This is a genomic window from Cytobacillus firmus, from assembly GCF_023657595.1.
In the GTDB taxonomy this organism is placed as follows: domain Bacteria; phylum Bacillota; class Bacilli; order Bacillales; family Cytobacillaceae; genus Cytobacillus; species Cytobacillus firmus_B.
Genome location: NZ_CP098323.1, coordinates 4,498,103 through 4,514,718 on the forward strand (window position 1 = coordinate 4,498,103; position 16,616 = coordinate 4,514,718).

Sequence of the window (16,616 nt, forward strand, 5' to 3'; positions counted from 1 at the left end):
TCTTTTTTTCGATTACTTAAATAGATTTTTCAACTTAGTGAATACAGTCTCGCTTACAGCACCTTTTCCACCAAGAACCGTTACTTTTTCCACGGATTCTTCAGCAAGGAAAGCTTCTGTCTCTGCCGGCAAGCTAGCATCAGTTAACAAAATGCCTGTATCATTCTTAGCAGCTAAAGCGGCACCAGCAAGAGCATCAGCAAATTGCTTTCCAGTTGCTACATAGTACTCATAAGCACCGTTATCAAAATGCTTGGCAACATTTAAAGAAGTTTCATAACGAGTCTTCCCGCCAATACGGTAAGGGTTAGGCAATTCACTTGCTACTGAGAAAGATACAACTCCAGTTCCGCCAATTACCAGTGACTTGGAAGCACCTAAATCTCTGATCGCAGTGCTTGTTACGGATGGAAGGCTATACATTTCAGTTAATAGAATCGGCATTCCATTTGAAGCCGCATAGGCAGCAGCAGAAAGAGCATCCGGGAAGTCCTTGCCTCTAACTACAACAACTTCTTCTGCCCCATCAGGAGCTACTTCATGTGCAATGGCTGCAGCTGTTGCAAATCGGTCTTTACCGGATAAGCGCTCCACATTCAAACCTGCATCTTCTAAATTCTGAGCAATGGCATCACTTACAGCACCTTTACCTCCAAGAATGATTACATTCTTAGCACCTAGGCGCTCAATTTCAGCCTTTGTTGCATCCGAAAGACTATTCGGTTTTGTTAATAGTAATGGAGCATCATTTTTCTTAGCTAACGGAATACCTGCAAGAGCATCGGCATAGTTATCACCGCGTGCCAAGACGACAGTATCTGCCTCAGTCCAGCCCTTCTTGCTGATTTCGACTGCAGTTACATAACGGTCAGAACCAGATAGGCGATTTACACGCTCTGCGTCTTCATTGCGGTAAATGTCTACTACCTGTTCAGTTGTATTTCCAGCACCATCTACCAGAGTTAATGTGAAGGAGTTATCCCCTTCTTTTACAGGTACAGTAACTTCCGCTGTGGCCGTATCAGGCTCAGCCAATTCTTCCATCTGCTGTACGAATACCTTTTCACCATCTAATAATAATGTGAAGGCATTAAAGTTATCTTCAATATCAACATTGAATGTAACTTCGTCAACTTCTTTATCAACAAATCTAGGAGCATCCGTGCTTAACACAGGACTGGTTGTATCAATCATGATCTTACGGGCAAATGAAAACTCTTTTCCGGAAACGTCTTTTGCTACGATTTGGACATCATATTTTCCATCCTGTTCAAACGTAACAGTTGCAGTAAATTCATACTCCCCTTTGTCGTTTTGCTTGAATGAAACATCCTTGCCATTTACAGTTAGTGACTTAAGGGCGATATCTTCATGTACCAGTCCAGAGAATGTAATCGAACGAGTATTGTATTGTCCAAATGGAACAAGCTCATCTGTAGAGACATCAATAATCGGAAGTCCAGAATCTCCTACAGCTACTTCATCAAAGGACACATTATACACCTTATCGACAGCAGCTACTTCCACAACAGCTTTTTCAGGAATGGAATCAAGAACAACACTTGTTTTATCTGCAGCTGCATCAGCTACTTTCACTCCATTTACAAACACAGCATAAGCCGAAATACCAACACCTGCATCAGAAGCTTCCCAGCTTACTGTTTTGCTTTCAGCATCATATTCAGCCTCAAGCTTAGGAGCTGTATTATCTACGTATACAGGCACTTTCTTGGTTTGCCATTCAGCACCCTCGTAATGAACTTTTCCTTTTAACTCATAGTAATATAAACCATCTTCCGCCTCTTTTCCTTTGACTTTTCCATCCCAGGCGCGTTCTGGGTTGAAGTCATAAGGATTTGTATCGCCGGAATCAAACCAATTCTTTCTGACATTTGATTCAAGATTTACTCTTGCTACCTGCTTGCCATCTTTATCAAGGATATTTGTCTGCAATTCCTTGGCATTACGCAGCATAGCCGGAAGAGCGTTGATATCGTCAAGATTGCCATCGCCATTCGGTGAAAATGCGTATACATCCTTACCATCTACTTTTAACATTTCCGCGAAGTAGTCACCATTTTCGACAAGCATATCTGTAGGGAATGCATCATAGAATCTGTTTTCCCCCAGAGTCTTAAAGCCATCGAAGATTTCAGGGCGATCCCACTCACCATAGAATCCAAGGTAAGGTACAGTCAGTGTTGGATTGGCACTATCCTTCTTGGCATCTTCCAAATGCACAAATCCTTCTACAAAGATATCTTCTTTAAGGTAAAGGGAAATAGGCTTTCCATCTTTATCTAACCCTGGAAGTTTCGCTTTAGAGATATCAACTGTGACTGTGAACTCTACAGTTTCACCTGGAGCTACTGTCACTGTCTCAGGACCTTCTACTTCAACACCAGTAAGGTCACCGGCAATTAGGGCATTGCGGTCTTCTTCGCCTTCAACCTGCTGAATTGTATCAGCTAGTACACGTGTTTTTACGTTATAAGTAACTTCTTCTGATTCAGAAATATTGGTAACCGCTAAAGGCAGTTCAAATTTAGTTTCTTTAAAGTCAAAAAGTTCTACTTTCGCTTCCCCTGTTGACTGATCAGTTAATATGGCTGGTGATGATACTGCACTGAAGGTCTGCATCATGCCTGCACCCTGACGGCGAGGGGAGAAAGGCTGGCCATGAACATCATCAATAGTTTTCGCAGTATTTACCAAAAGAACTTTAGCCAATCGAGTGCGCTGTTCAAAATCCAGATCAGAGAATCTGTCATCCTCTTGCAGGAATTGCTGAACCAACGCAGATCCGCCGGCAACATGAGGAGCTGCCATGGAAGTTCCGCTCATTACCGTATATTTATCATCATTTACTGTAGAGTAAATATTTCCGCCAGGAGCTGTGATTTCCGGCTTCAATCTCAAATCAGGCGTAACACCCCATGAAGTGAAGTCAGTCATACGGCCCATTACCGGATCTTCTTTTTTGCTTGTTTGGGTAACAGAAGCAGTTGCATCGCCATTCGCAATCACTTTTTCCAATTCTTCCCCATCGCCAGCTGAAATCATCATAAACGGCACATTCCAGCCGCCCTGGTTTTCATAGAATGTTCCTGCTCCAGAATCATATACAATGATTCCTGCTGCGCCTGCTTCTGCAGCGTTTACTGTTTTATCGAAGAATGATAGACTTCCGCGCTTAACAACGACAATCTTGCCTTTTACATCGACACCTTCGTAATCAGAAGGGTTTCCGCAAACCTTACAAGCCTTTCCGCTTTCTTCTGTGACACCATTTGCCTGTGATAAGCTTACAAGCTCTAAACCGGAAGCAGCCAGACTGGACCAATCATCCACTCCATAGCCTGTAAATGTCTTTCCGCCTACTGTTGCCTGATGCTGGTACAAGTATGCAACGTTACCTGAAGCAGCAACCTGCAGTGTATCCGGATTTAACCCTGGTGATCCAACAACCCCAATATCCGGGTTTTTAGCGTATGGTGCATCCCAGCCGCTGCCCAGATGTGCAGAGTTACCCGCAGAAACGGCTGCTACAATTCCGTTTTCTACAGCTCTTGTAATCGCAACATCTTCAGCGCCATTTTCCTCATAAAAGGCAGCTGTTGATCCTAAGCTCATATTTAATACATCTGCACCGAGTTTAATAGAATCATCAATGGCTGCTAAATAAACATCAGACCAAGTGGACGGATAATTCGGATCGTTACTGAATACTTTCATGCCAAGAACCTGTGCTTCTGGAGCGACACCCTTAATGCCTCCAGTTTTTTCATCTCCATTTGCTGCTACTGTACCGGCTACGTGCATACCATGCATGGAGGCAGCAGGTCCTAGGTCTAAAATGGTATCATTGCCGTCATAGTAGTTATAGCCATAAGGCACTTTATCTGAATAATATTTACCTTTTAGGCCGTCTTCTTTAACAAGAGCATCTACTTCGCTCTTTTCCAGATCAGCATTGGTTTTATCAATACTCTGAAAATCCTTGTGGGAAGGGTCAACACCCGTGTCAATTACAGAAACAATCATGCCTTCCCCTTTATATCCAGCATCTCCCCAAGTGGAAGCTGATTGGATAAAACTGTGGCTGGTCTTCATGTTAGGCTCTACTTCCGGTCGGTTGTAAGCATTGGCTAAATAAACTGCTTTAACACCAGATAAACCTTCGATTTTAGCGACTTCACCGAATTTCACTTCACCGCTGAATCCATTAAAAGCAGTAGAGAAGTTTTTTAGATATTCAAATTTAACGCCCTTTGACTTAATCGCACTTTTCACTGAACTTTGCTGCTTTAACACCTTTGAAGTAAGTGATTTTTTAGTTGATTCTGATAATTCCTTGTACAGCTTGCCTTCATCTGTTGCAGTCTCTAAAGGTGTCTTTCCGTCAAGCTCAACAATTACACGAACTTTATCTGAAGCTTTTAATTCAGATTTAAGAGTCTTATCTTTAAGTTCTGTTTTCTTTAATGTCTCTGCTTTCATTTCTTTTATTTGGCTGATTTTTTGGTCGTAGAAGTCATTTGAACTTTTGGTAGTTGCAGAAGCTGTGTAGCTGAAGCTAGATAGAACTAATGCAGAAGTAAGGGCATATGAAGCTATCTTACCGGCCTTTTTTCTAGTTTGTTTTTTCAACTTTTTTCTTCCCCCATTATCTCATAGATTATAAGAAAGCTATGTACTATTACCTTAGTAAAATATTACTAAGAAAAGAGCTGCCTCCTTTAACAAATTGGTATTTATAGTTATATTTTACAAATTGCTAGATTGATAGTCAATCAATATTTAGATAGTTCTAAATATTGCTCATATTAATATCCTCATAAAAAAGGAGACCTAATGGAAATTGGCCTCCTTTTTCCTTAATATCAAGCCTTCACATACCATTTTTTCAAGTGGAGAATTATAGCAGCAGCAGACCAGGCTAAAAGCATTACGCCGGCATAGGCCAGCTGCGGATATTGGGTGACTAGGTCAATTTTACTTAACAGCCAGGCCGAAAATGACACTTCTTCCCCTCCGGATTTGATCATTATCCGTGCCAGGAATGAATAAACGATAAACTTGCCAAAATAAATGAGGAAGCTATTTCGGCCAAACGCTTCAATATACCATGTTAAAATTCCTTTATTCGTTTTTTTCAGCTGATCAAATACAAGATGAATAAAGGCAAATACAGTTATGACAGTTCCGGCAGTTAGCATCGCAAATGAAGGAGTCCAGATTTTTTTATTAAAGGGCAAGAAATTTGAAGCTGCATAAGAAAGAAGCAATACGGCAGCACCAAAAAGAATTAATTCTTTCCAGGCCCCTTTATCCCGCTTTTCCAATAAAATTCTTCCGGCTATCATACCCAGGAGCACATTCGATAGAGCCCCTATTACCGTCATAAAACCTTCGGGATCATAGCCCATTGTTCCCTGATGATACAAATGTTCAGCTCCGAATACAGCAACATCAATTATCCCTGAAGGATTGCAATCCGGCTGCAGAAGCCCGTCCGTACAGCTTTGGCTAAATGAAAATAGAATATATCCATGAATAAGCAGGATGAAAGCCACAACCGGGATAAGCAGTCGCCAAGATTTTACGAGGGTGGAGATAATAACTGCTAGCAGTCCAAGAACTCCATATAATTGAAGCACCCCTGTAATGCGTATAGTAGATAAATCAACTTTCCAATCGACAATCATATTAAAGATCAGTCCATAGATGATTAGCCGGATGGTTCTCTTAATAAGCTTGCTCCAATTCACACCGCGATGATAGGCAAAAGCCATCCCTACTCCGAAAACTGTTATAAATCCAGGCAATATATAGTCCATGATTGTAATATCATACCACCTGGCATGACGGAGATACTCGTACCCTCCCGCCGGGATATGAAATAAAAACACAGACAGCAATACAATCAATCCCCTTGTTATATCAAGGGAGCGAAATCTTCTTTTCTTCGGTGTTTCTTTTAATGCACGTTCCATATACAATATCCTTTCTAGCAAATGTCATTACTGTTATATGATATAATACTTCTTGGAAAAAAACGCAGAAAAGAGGACTTTTCTTGAAACGGTTGATAGGTTTATTTTTAATCATAGCATTATTTATTGGCGGCTATTTCTTGTTTAAAAAAGAAACAGTTATATTTTATTCTCCCCATGCAGATGATGAAGTATTAAGCATGGGAGGTTCAATTATAAAGGCAGTTGAAGAAGATAAAAATGTCATAGTTATATTGCTGTCCAAGGGCCTGGCCAGCAGCGCCTATCATAAGGTGAACACAAAGCTTCAGGAAGAGGGCTATGATAACATATCTCCGGATGAATTTGGCGAGGCCAGGATTAAGGAGTTTAAAAAATCCGTAGAGACCATGGGCGTGAAACCTGAAAACATCCATATTTACGATTTGCCGGATGCTTCCTTCACACCTGATATGGTAAAAGAAATCATGATTGATATGGAAAAAGACTACCCTGGAGCCATCCATCATGTGATGACTTACCATGACCCCCATCCAGACCACGCATCAACAGGCAAGGCTTTAAAAGCCCTGCAAAAAGAAGGGACAATTAAAAAGGAAGGTTATTACCACATCCCCATTCAGGAATTCGGTAATTTATCCTTTACGGGCAAAGATGAAATAAGTGAGGAACATGCGGAGAAGTACCAAAACGCTTTAAATGCTTATGGCGAATGGGCCCCTGAGAAAGGCAAGTTTCAGATTGGGCAAATCTCTGTAACAGACTACTTTGAGAATGCGATTAAATACCTGGAAAGCAGATGGCATCAATAAAAAAGGGGAAAATTGTAAGGTTTTAGTAGATTTTGTCTTTTAAAGAATGTTAGGCTTTTATAGAGAGATTATTGAAAGGCGGAGGAGAATGATTAAAAAAGCACTACCAATTTTTCTAGTACTTAGTCTGTTTTTGGGATCATTTGGCCCAGCTAATAGTTTAGCTGAGGAAAGTTACGATATTCCCACATACCATGAAACGAACAAGCTATTAACTGATGCTGCACTGGCACACAATATCCCGCCAGAGATTGTTAAATCGTTAGCATATCAGGAAAGCGGCTGGAACCAATTCAAGGACGGTAAACCTTATGTGGCGCCTGATGGCGGAATCGGCATTATGCAGGTAACAAATGACCCCAGATTTGATGAGGAGTTATTAAAGACTGACATCAAATACAATATTGATGCCGGCTTGCAAAAGCTAGATGAAAAATTCCGCGGCGTTGATGGCAAACTGCCGACCTTAAATCATAATGACCGTGATATTCTGGAAAGCTGGTATTTTGCTATTCTAGCTTATAACGGCAGAGTCGAAGAAAATAGCCCATTGAAATTAACTACAGATGGAAGCAGAAATGAAGATGCTTATCAGGAGAAGTTCTTTAAGTTAATGAATGATTCCTTTTATATTGGAATGGATATTCACCCGATCCCATTTGACTTTAAGCCTGAGGACTTTACGTATAGCGGTGCACCGGATCACCTATTAAGCTTTACTAAACCTAATTATGAAATCCCTGTGCATCTGCTTCATAAAACAGAGCATAAATTTACACAACATGATATCCTGCTTTCTGCAGATAGCGCAAACTTCCGTGAGGCTCCCTCCAGCTTATCCAAATCTTTGAAGAAGCTTCCCTCAGGTGAAAGAGAAGCTGTTAGAGTTCTGGATAAATCATTTGTATATGATCAATCCAACCAATATGGATTGGCGGATGACAAGATGCGGTTCCGGCAATACGTGTGGTATAAGGTAGAGATGCAGGATGGCAGAACGGCTTATACCGCCTCGAGTGACCTCAAGCATCTTGGCAAAAGATTATACGGAAAAACCCGTTATGATACAGCGGTTTCCATCTCACAGGAAGGATGGAAGGATGGTGCAGACACAGTAGTGCTTGCCTATGGAGAAGATTTTCCTGATGCACTAGCCGGTACTCCGCTGGCCTATCAGCTGGATGCACCCATGCTATTAACTAAGGTTAATAGCTTACCGGATCCAACAAAAGCTGAGATTGAAAGGCTGAAGCCAAAAGTTGCTTATCTGCTTGGAGGAACTGGTGCAATCAGTGATACTGTAGCTAAAGAACTTAAGAGTCTCGGCATAATAGAAATTAACCGTCTCGGCGGTAAAACCAGATTTGAAACGGCTAATGAAATTGCTATGCATTTACCGAATAAAGGAGATAAGGCAGTTTTGGCAAATGGACGCAATTTTCCTGATGCCCTGACTATTGCCCCTTATGCTGCCCGAAATGGCTACCCGATTCTATTAACTGAAAAGAATCAAATTCCAGCTGCAACTGCCACGATCTTAAAAGGCTTTAACAAGACACTTGTTTCAGGCGGGTTTGGAGTTATAAGCGAGAATGCTATATCAGGACTAAAAAGTGTCGAACGCTTCAGGGGAAAAGACCGTTTTGAAACAAACGCCGACATAGTAAAGAAACTGAAGCTAGGCAACGAACAAGCTTATGTAGCTACAGGCTATAACTTTGCAGATGCCCTTACTGGAGCAGTATTGGCTGCCAAAAATAACTCACACCTCTTATTAACAAGGCCAACATCCATTGATGACCCGATCAAAGCGACAATTCTTGAACAGAATTATGATCATTTCCGATTCCTTGGCGGTAAATCAGTGGTTGGTGTGGAGAACGAACTTGGAAAATTAATAAATTAGTTAGAGATGGGGCACTTCCCATCTCTTTTTCTATGATTCTTTTTGGATATGTCCCTCTTATTTGCAGATTTGTTTTATCTATTTGTAAACATTCTGGTTCTATTTGCAGGTGTTGGCATTCTATTTGCAAAAATCCTAGTCCTATTTGCAGGTTTTTGTATTCTATTTGCAGAGTGCACAATCGGGATTCTTCATCCCAGTAAAAACCTAGCTTTTTTGCAACCAAAAGCTGCTTCTCCTCGTCTATAAAATATAGAGGAAACTTACTAAGACTATGCTCCTAAGAATTTCCCATTACGAATTAAAATTTCAGTATCAAAATGAAGTCAATTCTGTTATTCTATTATCTATGATGTAACTTTTTGTCAATTTATGTGGAGGGAAGCAACAATGAGGTCAGAGAATAAAAAGAAGAAACGAACCTGGCTCCGTGTGACCGGTATCTTGGTTTTGTTAATATTAATCGGCACAGGAGTATATGGATATACCGTATATAAATCATTAACAAGTGCAGTAGAAACAATGCATGAACCGATAGAAAGAGAGAAGTCCGAAAAGCGTACAGAGCAAATTACGCTGGAGAAGAAGGAACCTTTCTCTGTATTGATGCTTGGTGTCGATGAGCGCGAGGGAGACCGCGGACGGTCAGATTCCATGATTGTTCTTACTGTGAATCCAAACCAAAACTCAGTAAAAATGCTTAGTATTCCGCGTGATACAAGGACAGAAATTATTGGAAAAGGTTTTGACGATAAGATTAACCATGCCTATGCATTCGGCGGTGTTGAGATGTCCATGAATACTGTGGAAAACTTCCTTGATATTCCAATTGATTACTATATGCAAATAAACATGGAAGGCTTTAAGGATATTGTTGATGCCGTTGGCGGAGTAACAGTAAATAATGATTTAGATTTCACTTATGAAGGTGTTCATTTTACAAAAGGACAATTAACTTTAAATGGAGAAAAAGCATTAAAGTTCTCCAGAATGAGATATGACGACCCTAGGGGTGACTTTGGCCGCCAGCTTCGGCAGCGTGAGGTGATCCAAGGTGTGCTTAAAGAAGGTGCAAGCTTATCTTCTTTAACAAACTATGATGAAATATTTTCAGCTCTCGGCAATAATATTAAAACCAATATGAAATTCAATGAAATGGTGGGCATTCAGAAAAACTATCGGGCTGCCGCCAAATCAGTTGAACAAATGTCTCTTAAAGGTTCAGGAACAAAAATTGACAAAGTCTATTACTTAATGGTTCCGGATGAGGAAAAACAGCGCGTTCAAAACGAATTAAAAACTCATTTAGAGCTTAATTAAAGAGAATCCTCTTTCACTAAAAGTGAAAGAGGATTTTTATAAATAGTAATAAAACAATTGATAACCATAAGATAATCTTGAAACTATTTCATTCCCATTTTTGTATATATTTTAAAAGGGACTATCTGGAGTCGGTTAAAGTGACTAAAAGAAAATATAATAAAGAACGTTACGATTTAGGGATTAAGATCCTCTATATTCTAAACTTTGGAATAGTCCTATTCTTAGGGTTAGCCATCTTGCTCACAGTTTATTATCCAGAGTTTCTAAGAATATTTAAATAAACCATCTCATTTCAGAGATGGTTTCAGACTGTCGACAAACTCGGTGAAAATCGTGCTTGTCTGCAGTCTTTTTTGTTTTAAAATAGAAGTAATACAATGCTTGAGGTGATTTAAATGCTTTCAAAACATAATCCAATTCAACGGGATCAAATTGAAATGGTTGCTTTAGACGAACTTGTACCAGCGGACCATTTGGTTCGCAAAATTGAAGCAGCGATTAATTTCTCATTCATCTATGACTTGGTAAAAGATAAGTATTCAGAAAAAGGGCGCCCAAGTATTGACCCTGTAATATTAATTAAACTCACATTCATTCAGTATACCTTCGGTATTCGCTCCATGCGTCAAACCATTGAAGAATTGAAAACGAATATGGCTTATCGATGGTTTTTAGGTTATGGCTTTCACGATAAAGTTCCTCACTTCTCAACTTTCGGTAAAAATTATGAGCGTCGATTTAAAGACACCGATCTCTTTGAACAAATATTTTATCGAATCTTAAAAACCGCAGCTGAAAAGAATTTAATTAGTGTCGAACACGTTTTTGTAGATTCTACGCATGTAAAAGCGAGTGCAAATAAACGCAAATTTGAAAAGAAAGTGGTTCGAAAAGAAACCCGTGCCTATCAAGAACGCCTTCAAGAGGAGATTAACCAAGACCGTGAGGATCATGGAAAAAAGCCGTTTCCACCAGATAAGTTTGATAAGGAAGAATACAAAGAAATCAAGGAAAGTACAACGGACCCAGAGAGTGGTTACTATGTAAAAGATGAGCGTACCAAACAGTTCGCCTATTCTTTCCATGCGGCCGCAGACCGCAACGGCTTTGTTCTTGGGACAATTGTAACTCCTGGTAACACGCATGATAGTCATATTCTAGAGCCATTAGTAGAACAGGTCATTGATAAAGTTAGTAAACCAAAAGCTGTTGCGGCAGATGCAGCCTATAAAACACCTGCCATCACGAGCTACTTATTGAAAAACGACATCACTCCTGCCTTACCTTACACACGACCTCGCACAAAAGAGGGTTTCTTCAGAAAACATGAGTATGTTTATGATGAGCATTTTGACTGTTACATTTGCCCGGATGGTGAGATATTAAAATATACAACAACTACAAAGGAAGGGTATCGCCAATATAAATCAGATCCTCGAATTTGTGCTGGATGCTCTTTCTTGTCTCAATGCACACAGAGTCAAGCACATCAAAAACTGATTCAACGTCATGTGTGGGAGGAGCATGTGGAAGAAGCAGATCATCTTCGCCATCATCGAGACGTCAAATCGATCTATGAAAAACGCAAAGAAACAATTGAACGAGTATTCGCAGATGCAAAAGAAAAGCATGGCATGCGTTGGACAACCCTCAGGGGACTTAAAAAATTGTCGATGCAGGCGATGCTTACTTTCGCTGCCATGAATTTGAAGAAAATGGCCAACTGGACTTGGCAAGGTCCAGAAATGGCCTAAATGATAACCTCGGAGAGGTCTGTAATTGCTTAAAAAACCATAAAAAATCAAAAAAGGGTTCGGAATGAGACTAATCCGAACCCTTTTTGTCTACAAACTGAAACCATCTCATTTCAGAGATGGTTTTACTTTATTTCGTATTTTATAATTTATTATCTCTATTAAAAATAATGTTCCCCATAAAATAACCCTAAGAAAATTACATTTACTTTTTTTACCTTCCACACTACTTCCTCCTAAATAATTCCAAGAAAGTATAACATAATAAATGGTAATATTATATATATTGTTACCATTTTATAGATCTATCAATTAAATAATTTTTTCAATCAAACGTTTGATTGAAGTCTAGAATATCGAAGTTCTGCGGCATCTTATTTAAATAAATGATGCCAAATGCTTGGAAAAAGAGACTAACTGATTGCTCGACAATCATTAATCCCCTCCAATGCTAATTCATTAAATCAACTACTTGCTTTAACACAGGTTCTCCAATTCCTCCGCCAACTTGGTGAACATCTGCAGATTGTTTAGCTTCCAAGGTGCTGATCTGTGAATCAGTTAGAGTACTGGAAACTAATAATACAGGAACATTAAACTTTGCTGCCAGCGGCCCTGCCGCTAAGGCATCCACTAGTTTCGCTGTATTTGAATGAGCCACCATAATCGTTGGCATTTCAGACTGATTATAAAATGTCTCAATGACTTTAGCATTTGTCTCCTGGCGGTTGACACCGCTTAACCTATTATTTAATACGTTCTTACTTGTAATTTGATTCATTTCATTCATGATGGCTGGGGATATAACACCTTTCCCACCAATGAAATAAGAAGTATCCAGCCCTTCACCTTTTAACCATGAAAAGGTCTTTGAAGGCACAGCATTTTTGTCTGAAAGAATAATTGGCTGTTTAGTTTGACCAGATTGAGCCGCAATGGATAAAGCATCTGGTTCTCCGTAGCCATATGCCATATATACAGTTTGGACATCGATTAGTTTATCAAGCTCCTGTGCGATAAGAAGTGACGTTTCATATCTAGTTTTCCCGCCAATTCGCGTGACCTGATATCCTTTAGAAGATAGACTGCTCTTTAGTTGATCTGAAATAACACCCGATCCCCCTATGAATACAATATTCTTTACTTGAAGCCGCTCTATTTCAGCAAGTGTCTCTTCCGGCAGAGCATTTTTGGTTGTTAACAGAATAGGAGCGTCCTTAGCTGATGCTAATGGTGTAGCCGTTAATCCATCGGCAATAGCCCAACCATTTACTAAAAAGACTGTATCAGATTTATCCCAGCCGACTTTAGAGATTTCCACTGCGGTTGTATATCTTGTTTTTCCAACTAGCTTCTGAATTTGAGGTTTTACATCAGTAACCTCGATCTCCGAAATATCGCTTGAATTACCTGCAGCGTCTATCGCGAGTATTTGAATATAGCTTCCAGCTTGCTGATTTTCAATCTCCATAACAAAATGGCCGCGTGCATTAGCTTCTGTTCTTCCAATTTCATTGCCAGATACCTTCGCAATGACAGTGGCATTCGGTTCAGCAGTACCTGTAATTTGGGTTTGCAAATCAGTTACTCCATTTACCGCTGGTGGTGCAGGTGGCATCTCATCAACTACAATGACTTTAGCAGCTGAGCTCACATTGCCTGCAGTGTCTTTTGCAGTTACTTCAATGAATGTTCCTGCTTTTTGAGTTGGTATATCAATGGAGAAATCCCCATTAGCATCAGCCGTTCCTTTCCAATCTTGGCTTCCTATTTTAACAGTTATCTCAGACTCTATTTCTGCCTTGCCTTTAATTGAGATTGAGTCCACGGTTACTTTCTCTACAATAGGAGCAGCAGGTGCAGTTTCATCAACAACGATTACTTTTACTGTATCACTAGTATTTCCTGCCCGGTCTATGGCCGTCAGTTCTATCTCCGTCCCTGCCTTTTGAGGAGTAATCCATAAAGAAAAGTTTCCGTCCTGATCCGCACTCGTATCCATGTCCCAGGCTCTTCCGTTAACCTTGGCAGTTATACTTACATATGGCTCAGCTTTTCCCGATACTGTCTCTGAAAAATCAGCCACCATATTAACTTTTGGAGCAGCCGGACGAACTAAATCAATTTCATTTATTTTAATGGTCTTATTTAAGTCTGGGTTTGCAAATTTAAGTGTAACCTCATCAACCCCATTTAAGTTACCTTTCAATATTATCTTTCCATTAGTACCTGCTGAAGGTTCCAAAACTGAAGCAGACACATTGTTATTTTTTGATTCTATAGTTACCAGGTTCCTAATATAATCGTCCCATTCGTACATGATTTCATTGTTAAAATACCAGTTATAAGGTACTTCCATTTGCTTCTCGCCTAGCACAATCGATTGATAATTTGAAGGAATAACGAACTTATATTGATCTCTCTTGCCGGCAATGAAATTATTATTTATATAAAGATTCCTTATCCCAGAGAAGGGGCTGTAGTTAATAACCTGATTGAATGATATATCCAAAAAGTCTAAATTACCGAGGTTATACAAGGGATTGATATCACTTATCCTATTATGTGCCAAACTTAAATCGGTTAATTCAGTAAGGGCTGATAAAGGGGTCAGGTCAGATATAGCGTTGTTTTCCAGCCTAAGCTGCTCCAAATCAGACATTTCACTTAATGGAGTAAGGTCCGTGATCCCTGCGTTCTCCAGATAAAGTGTTTTTAACCAGGTCAAATTTTTCAAAGGGCTTATATCTGTTAATGAATTATGGCTTAACTCCAGTACTTGAAGATAATTCAAACTTGCCAATACATCTATATCAGAAATGTTGTTACCGCTTAACCCAATGGAATTTAAACCATTTAAATTTTTTAAAGGCGTCAACTCCGTAATGTTATTTCCGTTCAAAGATAAGGACGTCAAGTTGCTTAACCCACTTAATGGTGTGAGGTCGGAAATTTCATTTCCATCTAAACGTAAATAACTTAAGGATTTTAATTCTGCTAAAGGACTAATACTATCTACCTGACTGTTGCCAACTATTTCTGGGAATCACATATTTTGCTGGAAAACAGATTAATTTATTTGAAACCAACAGAGCTACTGAGCCAAAGGAAAATATACAGGAACCTTTAGACACATTGGATGAAAAAAGTGATAAAGACGATAAGACTACTCTTAAGACTGTTGGACAAATAATCGAATACAATGGGATGATAGGTGAACTCCTTGTTTTAAAAGAAGCAAATAAAACAATCAATCTAAATCAAATTTCTCTTACTATTAATAATATAAAGATAATAAATATGAAAGTTACTGATGAATATCCATACGGCTCATCCCAGTCCGAAGGGTTTGGCAGTAAAAATTATAACTACATGCTCATTGATTATTCGGTGGAGAACACCTCAGAAGACGATCTTAGATTCTACGCTCCTATAGATAAGGTCATATTAAACACAGATGAAGAAAAAATAGCGGCTGATATCGAGTTTAGGGGTAAAAATAATGGAGGAGAATTTGACAGTAAAGAAAGGGATGAATCAAGAATTGGCTTTATAGTGGAACCGGAACCACTGAAAGTAAAAACGATAAAATTAATAACTGGCAAAGTTACCGATAAAGAGAATAACACAATTGCAGAACCACAAGAAATTACCTTTGAATTAAAATAAAAGGTTGGAGAATGAAATATATAAAATGATTTTTGATGAATATAGTGTTTCCCATTTTTCATGATGCTTTTTACTAATTCCTGATTAAGATAAACATAAATGGTGTTCTTCTCACCCTTAACGATTCTAATTTTGCTATAGTCCACTTAGACTCATCCAATGAAGAGTCTAAATGGGCTATTATGGAAGAAACAAGTTTTTTTCTAACCGGCCTCTTTATATCTATATACAATGAGTTAAATCACTCTTTTAATTTAATCAAACGTTTGATTAAATGTTAGTTGCAGTTTAATAGAAAACTTGCTATATCAAAATATAAAGACTTTTGTTTATTATTTTACCAGCTAACCGTAATCCATCCATCCTCTTTTTGATCAATTGTATACGCTTTGTGTCGCGTAAATTCAACACTAACCTTTGCCCCTGTTTTTTTTACAAAATCTATATTTTCAGTCATGCCTTCATATACGAACCCCTCTCCTGTAAACACTCCTTTAAGCAATTCCGAATAGCCAGAAGAAGCAGAGGCATAGCCAGTACTGCTGGTATAGATCATTTCCCCATTTTTAAACATTGCATAAAGATCAGTGTCCTGCACAACGTATAGCTTTGAACCATATTTGGCTGCAACATTCCTAATATGTTTTAATCTATTATTCTCACTAACATCAATGGTTTCCACATAAATGAGATCGCCATATTTAATTGTTGCCACCTGTTCCTCTTCATTTTCCTGGGTTTCATCATTGGCATCTTTGTTTTTTTCAGTTATTCTTTCTTTGTTTTCACTCGATTGAACAACTTCTCCAGTCTCCTCCAATTTTTCTGTTGCTTCACTTCCTTTTGTTACTACCTTGTTTGCAGGAGGAATTTCTTTGGATTCCATAAATTTTTCTGTGTCACCATCTTTATACTCAGCGTACTTCTGTGATTGTGGAAGTTCATTAGATACCAGCTCTTTCTCATTTGCATTCGTTTCTTTAGGTGCACCTCCATAATAAAATGCACCCACTGTAGATAATGACACCGCAGTAAGGATTATTAACGGAATTTTCCCTTTCATCTCCTCCACACCTTTCCCATTGGATCTATATTAGTTAGACGTTTAAAGATGAAATAAGTTTCAATATTTTCCAATTTTATTTCATTTGTGTTA

General features: G+C 39.0%; 9 protein-coding genes. 5 read left to right on the plus strand and 4 right to left on the minus strand.

Annotation, left to right across the window (positions count from 1 at the left end):
- Window positions 1-12: 12 nt before the first annotated feature.
- Both NAF01_RS22690 and NAF01_RS22695 read right to left on the minus strand, forming a co-directional pair.
- The gene (locus NAF01_RS22690; protein ID WP_250801206.1) at window positions 13-4,650 is read right to left on the minus strand and encodes a cell wall-binding repeat-containing protein; all 4,638 of its coding nucleotides are present in this window, start codon (window positions 4,648-4,650) and stop codon (window positions 13-15) included.
- Between the two features lie 233 nt (window positions 4,651-4,883).
- A complete protein-coding gene (locus NAF01_RS22695; RefSeq protein WP_250801207.1) occupies window positions 4,884-5,996 on the minus strand; it encodes a heparan-alpha-glucosaminide N-acetyltransferase domain-containing protein in 1,113 nt (370 codons plus the stop codon).
- A gap of 83 nt (window positions 5,997-6,079) precedes the next feature.
- Between NAF01_RS22695 and NAF01_RS22700 the strand changes: the two genes are divergently transcribed.
- The 4 genes from NAF01_RS22700 to NAF01_RS22715 all read left to right on the plus strand — a co-directional run bounded on the left by NAF01_RS22700 (window position 6,080) and on the right by NAF01_RS22715 (window position 11,791).
- Window positions 6,080-6,808, plus strand: a complete 729-nt coding sequence (locus tag NAF01_RS22700; RefSeq protein ID WP_250801208.1) for a PIG-L deacetylase family protein — start codon at window positions 6,080-6,082, stop codon at window positions 6,806-6,808.
- An 88-nt stretch (window positions 6,809-6,896) separates the two neighbouring features.
- On the plus strand, window positions 6,897-8,714 hold the full coding sequence (locus tag NAF01_RS22705) for a cell wall-binding repeat-containing protein (protein ID WP_250801209.1): 1,818 nt from the start codon (window positions 6,897-6,899) through the stop codon (window positions 8,712-8,714).
- A gap of 390 nt (window positions 8,715-9,104) precedes the next feature.
- A complete protein-coding gene (tagU, locus tag NAF01_RS22710; RefSeq protein WP_250801210.1) occupies window positions 9,105-10,034 on the plus strand; it encodes a polyisoprenyl-teichoic acid--peptidoglycan teichoic acid transferase TagU in 930 nt (309 codons plus the stop codon).
- Window positions 10,035-10,432: 398 nt separating this feature from the next.
- Window positions 10,433-11,791, plus strand: a complete 1,359-nt coding sequence (locus NAF01_RS22715; protein WP_163140644.1) for an IS1182 family transposase — start codon at window positions 10,433-10,435, stop codon at window positions 11,789-11,791.
- A gap of 451 nt (window positions 11,792-12,242) precedes the next feature.
- Here NAF01_RS22715 and NAF01_RS22720 read toward each other — a convergent pair whose 3' ends face one another.
- Window positions 12,243-14,693, minus strand: a complete 2,451-nt coding sequence (locus NAF01_RS22720) for a cell wall-binding repeat-containing protein (RefSeq protein WP_250801211.1) — start codon at window positions 14,691-14,693, stop codon at window positions 12,243-12,245.
- Between the two features lie 233 nt (window positions 14,694-14,926).
- On the opposite strand from NAF01_RS22720, the gene NAF01_RS22725 reads away from it, so the two are divergent.
- Window positions 14,927-15,460, plus strand: a complete 534-nt coding sequence (locus NAF01_RS22725) for a hypothetical protein (protein ID WP_250801212.1) — start codon at window positions 14,927-14,929, stop codon at window positions 15,458-15,460.
- Window positions 15,461-15,797: 337 nt separating this feature from the next.
- Here NAF01_RS22725 and NAF01_RS22730 read toward each other — a convergent pair whose 3' ends face one another.
- A complete protein-coding gene (locus NAF01_RS22730) occupies window positions 15,798-16,523 on the minus strand; it encodes a hypothetical protein (protein WP_250801213.1) in 726 nt (241 codons plus the stop codon).
- Window positions 16,524-16,616 lie beyond the last annotated feature (93 nt).

Coding starts and splice junctions, on each gene's coding strand:
- NAF01_RS22730 (WP_250801213.1), bottom strand. CDS start 16,523: ATGAAAGGGAAAATTCCGTTAATAATCCTTACTGCGGTGTCATTATCT.
- NAF01_RS22705 (WP_250801209.1), top strand. CDS start 6,897: ATGATTAAAAAAGCACTACCAATTTTTCTAGTACTTAGTCTGTTTTTG.
- NAF01_RS22715 (WP_163140644.1), top strand. CDS start 10,433: ATGCTTTCAAAACATAATCCAATTCAACGGGATCAAATTGAAATGGTT.
- NAF01_RS22695 (WP_250801207.1), bottom strand. CDS start 5,996: ATGGAACGTGCATTAAAAGAAACACCGAAGAAAAGAAGATTTCGCTCC.
- tagU (WP_250801210.1), top strand. CDS start 9,105: ATGAGGTCAGAGAATAAAAAGAAGAAACGAACCTGGCTCCGTGTGACC.